General features: G+C 68.4%; 10 protein-coding genes. 3 read left to right on the top strand and 7 right to left on the bottom strand.

The window, feature by feature from the left end:
• Window position 1 precedes the first annotated feature (1 nt).
• The 3 genes from AC5Y4D_RS01220 (at window position 2) to AC5Y4D_RS01210 (ending at window position 3,658) form a co-directional block, all read left to right on the top strand.
• Complete coding sequence (locus AC5Y4D_RS01220) at window positions 2-340, top strand: YbaB/EbfC family nucleoid-associated protein (RefSeq protein WP_500036170.1); 339 nt, start codon at window positions 2-4, stop codon at window positions 338-340.
• Between the two features lie 125 nt (window positions 341-465).
• Entirely contained in the window at window positions 466-2,769 is a 2,304-nt protein-coding gene (locus AC5Y4D_RS01215; RefSeq protein ID WP_500036148.1) for an EspK C-terminal domain-containing protein, read from the top strand.
• Between the two features lie 91 nt (window positions 2,770-2,860).
• The gene (locus tag AC5Y4D_RS01210) at window positions 2,861-3,658 is read left to right on the top strand and encodes a hypothetical protein (protein ID WP_500036147.1); all 798 of its coding nucleotides are present in this window, start codon (window positions 2,861-2,863) and stop codon (window positions 3,656-3,658) included.
• A 30-nt stretch (window positions 3,659-3,688) separates the two neighbouring features.
• On the opposite strand, the gene eccD is transcribed toward AC5Y4D_RS01210, so the two are convergent.
• The 7 genes from eccD to eccCa all read right to left on the bottom strand — a co-directional run bounded on the left by eccD (window position 3,689) and on the right by eccCa (window position 13,464).
• Window positions 3,689-5,224, bottom strand: a complete 1,536-nt coding sequence (eccD, locus tag AC5Y4D_RS01205; RefSeq protein WP_500036146.1) for a type VII secretion integral membrane protein EccD — start codon at window positions 5,222-5,224, stop codon at window positions 3,689-3,691.
• Window positions 5,221-7,314: a MinD/ParA family ATP-binding protein gene (locus AC5Y4D_RS01200; RefSeq protein WP_500036145.1), complete on the bottom strand. Its 2,094-nt coding sequence runs from the start codon at window positions 7,312-7,314 to the stop codon at window positions 5,221-5,223. Before AC5Y4D_RS01200 ends, eccD begins: the two co-directional genes overlap by 4 nt.
• Before the next feature lie 116 nt (window positions 7,315-7,430).
• Window positions 7,431-7,718: a WXG100 family type VII secretion target gene (locus AC5Y4D_RS01195; RefSeq protein WP_499943048.1), complete on the bottom strand. Its 288-nt coding sequence runs from the start codon at window positions 7,716-7,718 to the stop codon at window positions 7,431-7,433.
• A gap of 39 nt (window positions 7,719-7,757) precedes the next feature.
• Window positions 7,758-8,060 carry a WXG100 family type VII secretion target gene (locus AC5Y4D_RS01190; RefSeq protein ID WP_500036144.1) on the bottom strand — a complete coding sequence of 101 codons (303 nt, stop codon included), beginning with the start codon at window positions 8,058-8,060 and terminating at the stop codon, window positions 7,758-7,760.
• 100 nt (window positions 8,061-8,160) lie between these two features.
• The gene (locus AC5Y4D_RS01185) at window positions 8,161-9,267 is read right to left on the bottom strand and encodes a PPE family protein (RefSeq protein ID WP_499943049.1); all 1,107 of its coding nucleotides are present in this window, start codon (window positions 9,265-9,267) and stop codon (window positions 8,161-8,163) included.
• A 202-nt stretch (window positions 9,268-9,469) separates the two neighbouring features.
• Window positions 9,470-11,224, bottom strand: coding sequence for a type VII secretion protein EccCb (eccCb, locus tag AC5Y4D_RS01180; RefSeq protein ID WP_500036143.1), 1,755 nt, complete (start codon window positions 11,222-11,224; stop codon window positions 9,470-9,472).
• Window positions 11,221-13,464: a type VII secretion protein EccCa gene (gene eccCa, locus AC5Y4D_RS01175; RefSeq protein ID WP_500036142.1), complete on the bottom strand. Its 2,244-nt coding sequence runs from the start codon at window positions 13,462-13,464 to the stop codon at window positions 11,221-11,223. The genes eccCb and eccCa overlap by 4 nt, the downstream gene beginning before the upstream one ends.
• Between the last annotated feature and the right edge of the window lie 5 nt (window positions 13,465-13,469).

Genomic DNA, 13,469 nt, shown 5'->3' with positions numbered 1-13,469 from the left:
CATGGATATGGAACCCCACGTCGCCGCGGCGTTGGCCCTGGCGGCACGTTTCCAGCAGGCCCTCGAAGGCACGCTCAACCAGATGAACAACGGCGCGTTCCGCGGCGCCGACGAGGCCGGGAGCGTCGAGGTGACGATCAACGGACACCAGTGGCTCACCGGCGTGCGCATCGACGACGGCTTGATCAAGGAGATCGGTGCCGAGGCGGTGGGTGCGCGGGTCAACGAGGCACTGCAGAACGCACAGTCGGCGGCGAGCAAGTACAACGCCGCGGCCGGCGAGCAGCTCACTGCGGCGCTCGCGGCCATGGGCAAAGCGGCCAACCCCGGGTCCGCCTGACGTTGTTGCGCCGAATGTGAATCTCGCGACAGTGACTCGGCGTGTCGCGCAGCGAGATTCACACTCGGCCGCGGAATTGCAGTGTGCGGCAAGCGTTTATCAATGATTCTTTGAAAGAGACGGCAATGGGTATCCCGAGACCGATCGGCGAGTATGCCGGTCAGATGCTGAGTTCGGGTGGTTGGCCGGAATCCGACGAGGACACGTTCTACGACCGTGCGCAGGAATACAACCGGATGCTGCGCAAGGTGACCGACGTGATGGATGCCGCCCGCCGCCAACAGGTCGAGGTCTTCGACGGCGGCGTCTGGTCGGGCGGTGCCGCCAACGCCGCCAACGGTGCGCTCGGTACGAATCTGACCGAGATGAGCACGCTGCAGGATTACCTGGCCACCGTCATCACCTGGCATCAGCACATCGGCGGCTTGATCGTCGCGGCGAAATCCGAGATCGGCAATAACGTCGACGGCGCTCAGCGGGAAATACTCATCCTGGAAAACGATCAGGAGCTGGAGCCAGAAGCGCGCCAGGCGGCCATCAATGCGCTGGTGCGGGAGACGCAGCAGGCCAACTCCAGTCTGGTTGGCGAGGCGGCCGAGCAGGTGCTGGCATCCAAGGACTGGAAGCCGCCGCACAACGCACTGCAGGACCTGCTGCACCAGGTGACGCCCCCTGCCCCGGACGTTCCGACGCTGGTGGTCCCGACGCCGAGCACGCCGACGCCCGTCGTCCCCGCGCCGACGCCCTTCGAGCCGACGCCGGCCAATCCGTACGATCCGGTCGCGCCGGGCGTCCCGGTCACGCCGATCACCCCGACGCCGTTCGAGCCGACGCCGGCCAACCCCTACGACCCGGTGGGGCCGGGAGTTCCGGTGACCCCGGTTTTCCCGTCCGACCCGGGCACGCCCGTCACCCCCATCAGCCCGGTTCCGCCGGTGGCCCCGGTCAATCCGAGCCAAGCGGTCACCCCGGTCTCCCCGACCCCGGGCAAGCCGGCGACGCCGGTCACTCCGCTCCGGCCCGTCAACCCGTCACCCGCGCCGAGTCCGTCACCGACGCCGAGTCCGTCGCCTACGCCGAGTCCGTCACCGGCGCCGATCAACCCGACGCCCCCGACGCCGGCACCGGTCGGCCCCTTGCCGGACCAGCCGTCGATGCCGGCGGATCCCGGCACCCCGTCGACCCCGGCCGCCCCCAGCACCGATCCCACGCACGTCAAGCCGGCCGCCGCCATCGACGCACCGACGCACCCCGGTCAGTCCGGGAGTCCGTCGGGACCGTCGCACCGCGGGGACGACGCATCGCCCGCGATGGCTCCCGCAGCGGCGGCCACCGGTATGGCGGCCCCGGCTCGGGGTTCCTCGGCCGGGGTGGGTTCGGCGGCTGCCTCCGCCGGAGCGAGCCCCACCAGCGGGGCGTCTGCGGCGTCGGGCGCCGGGTCGCGTGCCGCTGGTGGGCGGGCGCCGCTGGGTGGGGCAGGCAGGGCACCGGCCGCGTCGACCCGTGCGGCTGCGGCGCGCACGTCGGCGCCGGCACGCCCCGCGCCGCCGGACCGCACGGACGAGGCACAGAAGGATGACAAGGAGCCGACACACGACGTGACGGCGTTTCCGTCGGTGCCCGTTTCGGCGGCCCGGGCCGCACGCGATGCGGTGGCCGCAGCCTCCGGCGCCCGCGGGGCCAAGAAGGATCCGCTGCGCCTGGCCCGCCGGGTCGCCGCCGCGCTGAACGCGCACGACAGCGGCGGCGACGACGACTACGGCTTCTTCTGGATCACCGCCGTCACCACCGACGGCGAGATCGTGGTGGCCAACAGCTACGGGCTGGCCTACATCCCGGAGGGCGTCCAGTTGCCGGCCAAAGTGTTCATGGCCAGCGCCGACCGCGCCGTCCCGGCCGACGAAAAAGCCCGCACCGCAACGTATCCGGTGCTGGCCGTGCAGAGTTGGGCCGCGTTCCACGATCTCACGCTGCGGGCGGTGATCGGAACCGCCGAACAGTTGGCCAACTCCGATCCGGGCGTGGCCAAGGTCATCCTGGAAGCCGACGACATTCCGGAGAGCGGCAAGATGATCGGCCGACCCCGCCTCGAGGTCGTCGACCCGTCGGCGGCCGCGCAGCTGGCCGAGACCGACGACCTGCTGCTGGTGGGCCTGTTGCCGCCGGCGCCGGCCGCTGAGAGCGCACCCGACGACGAGCGGCACATGTTCTGGTTCGAGCTGATGAAACCCATGACCAGCACCGCCACCGGTCGCGAGATCGCACATCTGCGGGCGTTCCACGCTTACGCCAACCACTGCCAGGAGCTGGCCCTGCATCAGGCCTACGGGGCAGCGGATGCGCAAGCGCAGCGCCCGGCGGTCGAGGAGTTCCTGTACTGGCGGTCGGTCGCGGGTCTGCTCGACAGCGCGTTGTCGGCGACGCCCTGAACTGGGCGCCGGCAAACGAAATTGCCGCAATGGGGGCCGTGTCACCCGGGGTAAAATTTCCGAGTGGGAAACGTACAGAAGGGAAGCGGCGATGGCTGAACCGCTGGCCGTTGATCCCACCCGCCTGATCGCCGCGGCGAGCAAACTCGGCGAGCTCGTCTTCCCGGCCCCGCCCGCGCCGATCGCCGCGACGGGTACCGATGCGGTGTCAGCGGCGATCAACGCGACGATGCCGGGCATCGAGTCCCTGGTTTCCGACGGACTGCCCGGCGTCACCGCCGCGCTGAAGCGGACCGCCGGCAGCATGACCGCCGCCGCCGACATCTACATCAAAGCCGATCAGTCGTTGGGTCAGGCGATGGCGCAGTACGGGTTCGTCGGCGACGGTCAGTCGTTGGGCGCCAACGCCGCAACGGCAGCCATGACCGGGCCGGCGGGCGCGCTCGGTGCCCAGATGCTCGGCGGACCGGCGGGCGCGGCACAACAACTGCTGGGCGCGTCCGGGGGTACCGCGGCCGCCGCGGGGGTGGGCCAGCAGCTCGGTGCGGCGGTCGGTGCGCAGGCAGCGGCATTGGCCCCGCAACTGCAGGCGACCGTGCCGCAGCTGATCCAACTGGCGCCGCTGGCCCAACAGATGGCACCGATGGGTCAGCAGGTCGGGCAGAGCGTGCAGCAGGCCGCGTCGCAGGCTTCCCAAGGGTCGTCGTCGGCGCAGCTCGCCAGTGACACCAAGCCCGACGACGAGGACAAGAAGGACGACGAATCCCAAGACGCGGCGGACGGCCAGCCCGACGGAGCCGCCGCGGGGCAGATCACGCTGGTCAGTGCGCCGGTGGCCGGCGCGGCCGGAGGCGCGCCGGCGTCGGGATCGGTCGCCGCCCCGATCTGAGTTGCGTCCTGGCGTCACCCAGATTGCAAGTCAGAACCGCAGATTCCGCACCATGTCGTAGACGCCGGTGACCCACAGCAACAGCGGAATGACGGACGCGACGACCGCGCCGTCGACCAGCTCCGAAATCCGTTTGGCCACCGGCGAAATGCGGCGCACCGGGGCCATCGCACCGATGATCACCAGCGCGACCACCGCCAGCGCCAGATACCCGCTCAGGATCAGCCACGCCCAGTGCGGGTACCACAGGCTGAGCCGCGCGGCCAGCCCGGTCGGAATGGCGACGGAGGCCGCGAGCAAGGCCCACGCGCACCAGCGGTCCACGTAGAGCCGCGACCGGAACCCGCAGAGCACCGTCAACAATGCCGCGATCACCAGTGTGTGGACGAAGAAGTGGCCGTGCGTCACGACGGCGATCGCGCCGACGGCCAGAATCAACGTGCCGGCCTTCACGAAGCCGACCAGCAGTTGCTTGGCCAGCTGACTTCGCTCGGTCAGTCGTACTGCCGAGGCGGGCACCGAGGCGATGATCGCCTGCCAGGTAGGTGTTTCGTCCTTGGTCGTCTCGTCGGCGGCGACCGGGTCGAGCAGTTCCTCGTTGTCGACGGTTTCGCCGGGCACCGGTATCGGCGGCAGCGCGATGCGGGCAACGGCCACAGTCAGTTTGGCCGCCGTCGTCACCACGAACAGCCCGAACGCAATCGCACCGGCCGGCACCCAGCGCTGATAGCCGTACCCGTAGGCGATGGCGGCGCCGATCACCGCGATCGTGGTGATGACGGCGAACGACGCCAGCTCATGCCGCCGGCGGGGCCCACCGCGCGCCACGAGCGTCAGCACCAACACGGCCGCCGCGGCGGCGGCGAGTTGCGGGGCGCCGAGCGAACCCACCCCTCTGGGCAGCGGGACGGCGATGGCCGCGGCCGCCGCGATCACCGGTATCGCCGCGATCAACAGGCATTCGGAAAGCTGGGACTTGCGGTAGAACCGGTTCGCCACGAACGAACCGGCCAGCACGGCGATGCCCACCAGGCCCAGCGCCAGGCTCCAGTACCAACTGCGCCCGGTCAGCCACCACGCGCGTAACGCGACCGCGGTCATCGGCACGGCCAGAAGCGGGATCGCCACCGCGACAAACCGATTCAGCGCCGTCCGGTCGAACTCCGGCGATTCGTCCAGCACCGCGATCGCGTCGATGACGTCCTCGACGAGCGGGCGGTACCGTTCGGTCCGGCTGGCGGAGACCAGGGTCAGCAAGGATCCGTCCACCACGCCGGCCTCGTCGAGCGACTGGTCGAGCTTCAGCGGCGGCGACCCGGGCCTCGCAAACGTCCACACGCCCTGCGCAGAGAAGTCGAACCCGGCCAGGATGTCGGGCGGGGTGTCCTCCAAAAGATCGGCCAGCACCGCGACGGTCTCATCGATGTAGGCGGACATCGGTGTCGCCGCCGGCAACACCAGGTCGGTCATCCGCCGACCGGTGAGAACCGTGACTCGCGTGGTCGCGGGTCGCGCGGGACCAGACCCCGCGGCGGTCGAACCGGTGGCAACAGCAGGTGCGCTCAACGACGTCCAGCCCTTTCGAAATCGTCGGACAGAGCCGCGGCCAACTCGAGAACCCGGCGCTTGTATACCGGGCCGATCTGGTCGAGGCGAATCTCGGTCCCGGCGGCGATGTGCTTGTCCCACGGCAGCAGCACCACCCGGTCGGGCCGAACCAATTGTTGAAACTGTCGCACCAACTGCTTGTCCGCCACGTTGGTGTCGCCGACCGCGACGTGATTGATCACCACCACGACGCGATCGAGCAGATCTTGATAGCCGTTGTGCCGCAACCACTCCAGCGCACTTTCGGCCTGTCGGGCGCTGTCCAGCGACACGTTGGTGACGATCACGATCGCCGACGCCGTCTCCAGCACACCGCGGGTAACCGGGTCGAATAGGCCGGGTCCGCAGTCGGCCAGGACCAGGTTATAGAACTTCGACACCGTGTCGACGGCGAAGCGCAGGTCGTCTCCGCTGAGTCCGCGTGCGGCGGTGGTGTACTCGGCGGTCGGCAGAATCTCTAGGTTGTCCGCGTTCACGCTGGTGTGGGCGCGGACGTCGTTGTAGTGCGACACATTTCTGTCGGCCAACAGATCCACGATGGACGACGGCGATGTGCGTCCCGCCCGTTCGGCCAGATTCCCGCAACCGGGATCCGCGTCGAGCACCAGGATCCGATCACCGCGCACCTGGGCCAGCATGGTGCCCAGCGTCACCGTCGTGGTCGTCTTGCCGACCCCGCCCTTCAGGCCCAGCATGCCGATTTGGTAAGAGCCCCGGGGCTTTCGGGCGACCCTGGCCCGGAGGTCGTGTTGGAGTTTCTCGTCGCGGGACAGGCCGAGATTGATCCGCGTGAGTTTGTAGACGACGCGGCGCCAACCTCGTTGCGGCACGGGTTTGACGGGCTTGACAGGCTTGACGGGCTTGCCGGGCGCCGGCGGCGGAGCGGTCGGAATGCCCGCCGTCGCCTCGGATGGCGGTGCGGCCGGCGGATGCGGTTGTGCGGCAACCGGTGTCGGCGCCGACGGCGGCATCGGGACCGGGATCGGTCCCGACGGGGCCCGACGCCGGCCAGGACGGTCGCCCGGCGGAGGCGGCGCGGGCGCATCTCCGGCTGGGCGGGCATCGGGCATCGGGACCCGGAAGTACGGGCCGGCCGTGGGATCGGGTGCACCGGATTCGGGGTCGGGCAGATAACGGTGTCCGCGTCGCGCCCGCCGCGACGGCTCCTCGGCTTCGGGCCGCTGTTCGGTCGGTGACGGCTGCTCGCCGCGGGGTGGTGGTTCGGTCGGCCGCGACGGCTGCTCGGGTTGGGGTCGTGGTTGGGTCGGCCGTGACGGCGGGCGTTGGTTACCGCCGAGCCGCACCCGAGGATTCGACCCCGCCGCAGGCCGCGACGACGGAGGCTTCGGTGGCTGCGGTACCACAGCGGGCGGCCGGTCGCGTGGTGCCGGGGCCACGTTCGACGCCGGACCGGGGTCCGCTCCGCGGGTTGCTCGCGGTGGTGGTTCGGTCACCATCGGGGGCGGAGCATCCTCCGAAACATGTTGCGGTTCGGGGGGTTTCGGTGACGGTCCGGGCGCCGCGGGCGGCGGTCCCGGCGGCCTGCCGATCGGCATGGGTGGTCGCGTCGGTGCTGGGCGCTCGGGCGCCGCCCTCGGGGGTTCGGCCGGTGACTCGAACACAGCTGGTTCGGCTGCCGGCGGCGCCTCAGACGGCGGCGCCTCAGACGGCGGGGCGACCGGCGGCTGGGGCGAGTACTGCGGGAGTTCGGGCGGCGGGGGCGGTGGTGGTCCACCGATCGGCATCGGCGGCAGCGGAGACCTGCTCCCCGCGGCCGGCGCGGCGGACGCTTGGGGGAGCTCCGCCGAGAAATCGGGCGGTGTCGGTGGCGGCTGGGGTGCGGGCACGCCGATCGGCCCGGGGGGTGCTGCGGGTGAGGAGGCCGAAGCAGGCGGCTGGGACCAGTCGATGGCCGGCGCGGCATCGCCATTCGCTTTGGGCGACGACGGATAGGCCGCATTGGGATCGAAGAAAGTTTGCCCCGTGTCGTCGTCGGGCGAATTGGAATCCTGGGCGGGCCGAAAGAGCTTGTCGTAGTCGGCCGGCATCAGAACCTCTCAGAAGTTCGTCAAAAGGACAAAGCACGAGAAGGGGCGAGATCCCCCGGATGGGTTGAACTCGCCCGATCTCGTGCTTCGGGATTCTACGCGTACAGAAGCCTTTGTCAGGCGAACATTCCCGTCACGCTGCCCTCGGTCGACTGCATGGCCTGCCCGGCCTCGCTGATCGTCCGGGCCAGGTTCTGCAGCGAGTTGTTCAGCTCCTGTGCGGTGCTGTCCCACTTCTGCTGAACGCCCTGGTAGGCCTCCGAACCGCTGCCGCCCCACGCCGCCGCAAGCTTGGTCAGCGACTGCTTGCCCTCGTCGAGCAGGGAGTGGATCGTGGTCACGTTTCCCTGAATGGTGCTGGCCGCGGCCTCGATGCCGGCGAAATTCCACTGCTGTTCCGTCATTTCGATTGCTCCGTTTCTTGGTGGTATTGGGGAATTGGATCAGAAGCCCATTTGCGAGGACAGCGCCTGCTGCTGCTCCTCGTCGGCACGCTGGTATTGGACGCCGGCCTGACGGATATTCGTCGAGATCTCGTCGAGTTCGGCCTTTTGCTTGTTGGCGGCTTCCTGGAAACGCACCACGGCGGCCTGGGCGGCCTGACCGGCGGCACCCTGCCACTGACCCTGCAATGACGCTGCGGTGGACTCGACCTGGTTGATCTGGGTCTTCAGATCACCCGAGATTCGCTCGAAGTTACCTGCCTCTTGCGCGAGGGCAGCGGCATCAGTCTTCATCTCTGCCATGCTGGACTACTTTCTCTCTTTCCATTCCTCGCCGTGGTTGGCAAGTCTTCCGGCCCGGTTTGGCCGGGAAGTCTGTTGTGGGCCTGAACGATCGAGACAATCACCAGTCGTCCTCGTCGTCCCACAGGTCTGGCTCGGCGTCTTCGGACTCTTCGGCAGCCGCCGTCGGGACCGCCAGAGCGGTCCGGGTGCCGCCGCCGGCCGCAGCGCCCTGGCCCATCGCACCGGCACCCACGGGCGCCGTGCCACCGGTAGCCGCTTCGCCGGCGGCCGCCGCGGGCATCATCGCGGGGCCGACGGGCTTGTCGATCAGTCCGGTCATCAACGGGGTGCGGGTCAATGTCCCACCCGCGCCCGGGAGTGCTTCCCCGCGTAGCAATCCCGAGCCAACGCTGGCGCCCGAGCCGCCAGCGAGGGGGTGGTTCGACAGAGGGCTGGCACCGAGCAAGCCCATCTGCGCCTCATCGTCAGCCAACCCGGGCCCGGTACCGCCCGAACTGCTGCCCATCTGACTGAACATCGAGGTCATCTGCTGCGCCGGTTGAGCGAGCTGCTGCATCGGGCCGCTCAGTTCGGCGGCCTGGCCGGCTGTCGCGGACAGCTGACCCGGTGTGACGCTGCCGAGCTGAGTTGGCATGCCCAGCAACGGGTTTGACGCCATCGCGCTCTGGCTCATCCCCGGGTCGAGGATGGCCGTCATCGGCTCGATCTTCTCGAACATCGTGTTGGCCAGCGTCTCGGCCTGGTAGATGTCCATCGCCACGGCCGCCTGGGTCCACATGCGGACGAAGTAGTCGATCTCGTTGAAAGCGATCGGCACGGTGTTGATGCCGAAGAAGTTGGTTGCGGTCAGGATCGCGGTGGTGATGTGGTTCATCGCGATCTCGGGCAACGACGGCGTGGTCGCCATCGCCTGCTCGTAAGCGGCGGCCTGGGCGGTGGCCTGCAGGCCGCGCGTCTTGGCCTGCGTCGAGGCGGTCTGCAACCAGGTCACCATCGGCAGCGCCGACGCGATCGCTTTGTCGCTGCTGCCTCCGGTCCAGGCCTCGCCGAGAGAGTTGAGCCGCGCGGTCAATTCGACCGCCTGAGCGTCCAGCGCCGCTGCCAGCGCCTGCCATCCCATGGCTGCCGCCAGCATCGGAGCCGCGCCCGCGCCGGCCATCAGCCGTGCGGTGTTCAGCTCCGGTGGCAGTGCGTGCCATAGCATGTGGACAATTCCCCTCTGGTCGCGCTTCATCCCTTATTGAAAGAGATATGAAGGCCATTGATTATGTCGCGATTATTGGCGCTCCGGCCCAAACTTCGTCGGTTATCGCCGGAATTCCGCGGGCCCGATTATCAGGTGTTCTCCGAGCCCTTTGAAGTGCGTTGCAATAATCCTAACCGGGGTTCGGGGGTGGTCCGAACACTTATTCTCCGACCTCGTCCGGGGGCTCGATGTAGGGCGCCTGGATCACCTCCTTCCCGTCGGGCGAGACGAGAAATGCCTGGCCAGGGGGCCGGCGCTTGACCTTGAACTCGCTGGATGGGAACTCCTGCTTCTCCCCGGAGAGGAACATCGTCGGTGCACCCGACCCGAACGCGGCGCCGACGAACTTGTCCATCGTGGCCTTGTACGCCTGACTCATCTGGCAGGTGACAATGATGTGCAACCCGATATCCGCCGCGGCCGGCAATAACGGCGCCAGCGGCGCCATTGGAGGCATGCCGCTGGCGGCCCCGACGATCATGTGCCAGTCGTCGACGAGTAACACGACATCGAATCCGCTCCACCATGATCGGGAACGTAATTGCGCGGTGGTCAGATCGGTCGGCGGCAGCCGCTTCTTGAGGTTCACCGCCAGCGCCTGAACCGCCTCGTCCAGGCTCGCGCTGTTGCGGTTGATCGCGCCGGCTTGCAGCAGGTGCGACTGCGGGACGGCGTCCAGCAGACCCGAGCGGTAGTCGGCCAGCATGAACCGCACCTGCTGTGGACTGTTGCGGGCACAGATGGCCCGCGCGATCGCGTGCGCGATAGTGGTCTTGCCCGACTTGGCCGCACCGAAGATCAGCAGATGCGGGTTGGTGTGCAGGTGGCTGTAGGCGGGCGTGAGGTCCGCCTCGCGCAGCCCGATCGGGATCTCCCAACGGGTGCGGTAGTCCGCGTCGGGCCCGGGCGGGTTGGGGTCGAGTTCGTAGAGATGGATCCGTTCGGGCAGCACCCGCACCGGCGGGGCCTTCTCGGTGGTCTGGGACGCGATGTGATCGACCCCGACGGTGATCGCTTCCACCAGATTGTCGGTGCTGTGCACACCGTCGAACCGCGGTACCCCGATCATCAGATGGTGTTTTTCCATCGACACCGCGCGGCCGGGACGGTTGGCCGGGATCTCTCGGGTGATCCGGTCGATCTGGGTTTCGTTCACGTCGCCGAGCCGGAACTCGATCTTGGTGCCCAGATAGTCACGGACGCGTGATTTCAGTTCCGTCCACCTCGGCGTGGAGATGACGACGTGGACGCCGAACGCGAGGCCCTGCGCGGCCAGATCCTGTACCGCGGATTCGAGTTCGTTGAATTCGCTGACGAACCCGGGCCACCCGTCGATGATCAGGAACACGTCACCGTAGGGGTCGGCCGCGACGGGTTGGTTCGGGTCGTCGCGCAGTTGGCGGTACATCGCGATCGAGCCGACCCGGTTTTCCTTGAACAGCTGCTCCCGTTGCCGCATCACCGCCTGCATCTCGGCGACCACGCGGTAGACCTTGTCGGGTTCGGAGCGGTTCGCGATGCCGCCGACGTGCGGAAGATTCTCGAGATAGATCAGGCCACCGCCGCCGAGGTCGATGCAGTAGAACTGCACGTTGCGCGGTGAGTGGGTCGCGGCCGCAGACATCACCAAAGTCTGTAGCAGCGTTGACTTTCCGGTCTGGGGTGCGCCGCCGATGCCGATGTTGCCGCCCGCCCCGGACACGTCGACGCCCCACGTCTCCTGCAGATGCCGGCGCGGCTCGTCCATGATCCCGAGGGCGAACCGCAACGACTGGCGCCGGTCCCGGGCGATGAGTTCGTTCAGCGGTGTCGGATCGGCCAGCGGCGGCAGCCACATCTTGTAGGCACGCGATTCGCCGGTGCCCAGCTGGTCGAGCACCACCTCGCGCAGCGCGCGCACTTCCGTTTCGGTCACGACGTCAGCACCTCCTCATCGACGACCGGCGCCGCGGTGAACTGCCGGATCCGCACCGACTGCTTGCCGACTTGCGCTCCGTCGCGCCCACTTTCGCCGTTGGTGTCCGCGCTCGCCGGCGGAATGTAGGGGGCGCCGATATAGAACGTGCTGAACTTCACCGGATCCTCCATGCCCACCCGCAGGAACCCGACGCCGCTCTCCTTGTTGGTGATGTACTGTGCCTCCGGCGTGCCGATGACCGCTTTGGACTCGTGAGAGCTGGTAGTGCGCAACGCGATTCGGTAGGTGAGGTTGGGTTCCAGCTTGTCGATCCGAACGCCGCCGGTCTGCAGCGACTGGGTGGCCAGCAGCAGATGCACCCGCAGCGACCGGCCCACCCGACAGATTCGGTCGAACAGGCCGATGAAGTCGGGATGACTCTGCAGCAGCTCGGCGAACTCGTCCACCACCACGAAAAGCGTTGGCAGCGGCGCCAGATCGGCACCGCGCTCACGGAACTTCTCGTACTCGGCGACCCCTGACAGCGCGCCGGCCGCGCCGACCTGCATGCCAGCCTGCCGCAGGATGTTCTGGCGGCGGTCGAGCTCGCCGGTCAACACCTCGCCCATCCGGCTCACCAGCTCGGCTTCCTCAGCCATGTTGGTGACGACGGCGGCCGTGTGCGGCAGTTTCTCCATCCCGAGGAAGGTCGAACCGCCCTTGAAGTCGGTGAGCAGCAGGTTCACCTGGTCCGGGTGGGTCATGGCGACCAGCGACAGGATCAGGGTGCGCAGGAACTCCGATTTGCCCGAGCCGGTGGTGCCGATGAGCATGCCGTGCGGCCCGCCGCCGAACTCCGCGCCCTCCTTGATGTCGAGGTACATCACGTTGCCGGTCTTGAGTTCGTGCCCGAACGGGATCTTGAGCCGGTCCCGGTCGGTGTCGGTGTACATCCGCCAGCGGCTCGGTGTCACCTCCTCGACGCTCTTGGCGCCCACCAGTTGATGCCACTCACTGGCCACCTTCTTCTGCACGCGCTGAGTCCGGTCCAGGATGGTCCCGGTGATGGACCAGCCGGCCAGCTTTCGGGCCACCCGGTTGGCCTCGGCGGGCGACATGCCGTCGGCCGCCGACACCACCAGTCGGAACTGCTGTCCGGGCAGCCGGTCGTCGGCCCTGCCGTCCTCGTCGACCCGGATCCGGTAGGACGAGCCGCGGTGATTGCCCAGCGTGATCACCGTGACCCCGGCCCGACCGTCGGGCGGGAACCCCGCCTTGCCGCCGGTGAGGTCGACGACGACGACGTAGGGCCCGGTGGGCAGGGCGTCCGGCGCATGCGGTCCACGCGCGGCCAGATCGGCCAGACCGTCCGGGCGGGTGTAGATCATCCGGACCGGGCCGGCGGCATCGGTCTCGGTCTGGTGCGCAACGTGCGGCAGCCACTTCAGCCAGGACCAGTCGGGATCGTCGGGATCCTCGGTGAGGACCCGGATCTGCAGCAGGTCCGGCGGATGGAACACCGCCAGATGACAGATCATCGCGGCCAGCAGCCGATCGGCACCGGGCCGGTGACCGCCGAGTGCGATCGTCGGAAAGGTGCGCAGCTGCAACAGTTTCGGGCAGTCGTGGATCAGGCCGTGGGTGCGCAGGAACTTCACCACCCACATGTGGCTGACCGGCTCCAGGTACGGCTGGGGTGCCGCGGTCGCCGCCGCCAATTCGCCGCCGACGGCCGGCTTCAGCAAGCGGTCCACCGCGGGCTGGTCGCCGATCCCGATGCGGGTGGCGGCGTAGAAGTCGCTGTTGGCCGGACGCGACCACTGTCGTTGCGTCCCGACGATCGAGAGCAGATCCTCGGGATGCGGTGCGTGATAGGAGAAGAACGCCACCTGCGAGCTGGCCGACGCGGTGACCCGGCTGCGCAGCCCGGCCAGATAACGCAGATACTCCTTGCGATCGGCGTTGATCTCGGGCACCTTCTTGCCGCCTCCGCCGGTGCCGCCGGCCATACCGCCGACCATCATCATGATCATCATCAGCGGCATCATCAGCATGTAGGGCGACAACTGCTTGGTGCCGCCGGCCAGCATGATCGCGATCATGCCGACCATGCAGCCGCCCATCACATACGGAAGTGCCTTCTGCACACCGGATGGCGGGATGTCGATGCCGAGGTCGTCGGGAGGGGTCAGGCTGATCTCGCCGGGCGTCAGGCGGGGGCCTCGGGTGATGGTCGGGGTGAACTTTTTCGTCGTCATCGTTC

It is taken from the genome of Mycobacterium sp. NGS67 (assembly GCF_059812185.1).
The sequence above is the reverse complement of the archived record's forward strand: the minus strand, read 5'-3'. Positions and strand labels throughout refer to the sequence as shown.

What these genes read in the sequence shown, in the direction of transcription:
- AC5Y4D_RS01190 (WP_500036144.1), bottom strand. Translation starts at nt 8,060, where the DNA reads ATGGCAGAGATGAAGACTGATGCCGCTGCCCTCGCGCAAGAGGCAGGT.
- eccCa (WP_500036142.1), bottom strand. Translation starts at nt 13,464, where the DNA reads ATGACGACGAAAAAGTTCACCCCGACCATCACCCGAGGCCCCCGCCTG.
- AC5Y4D_RS01185 (WP_499943049.1), bottom strand. Translation starts at nt 9,267, where the DNA reads ATGCTATGGCACGCACTGCCACCGGAGCTGAACACCGCACGGCTGATG.
- AC5Y4D_RS01195 (WP_499943048.1), bottom strand. Translation starts at nt 7,718, where the DNA reads ATGACGGAACAGCAGTGGAATTTCGCCGGCATCGAGGCCGCGGCCAGC.
- AC5Y4D_RS01210 (WP_500036147.1), top strand. Translation starts at nt 2,861, where the DNA reads ATGGCTGAACCGCTGGCCGTTGATCCCACCCGCCTGATCGCCGCGGCG.
- AC5Y4D_RS01215 (WP_500036148.1), top strand. Translation starts at nt 466, where the DNA reads ATGGGTATCCCGAGACCGATCGGCGAGTATGCCGGTCAGATGCTGAGT.
- AC5Y4D_RS01200 (WP_500036145.1), bottom strand. Translation starts at nt 7,314, where the DNA reads ATGCCGGCCGACTACGACAAGCTCTTTCGGCCCGCCCAGGATTCCAAT.
- AC5Y4D_RS01220 (WP_500036170.1), top strand. Translation starts at nt 2, where the DNA reads ATGGATATGGAACCCCACGTCGCCGCGGCGTTGGCCCTGGCGGCACGT.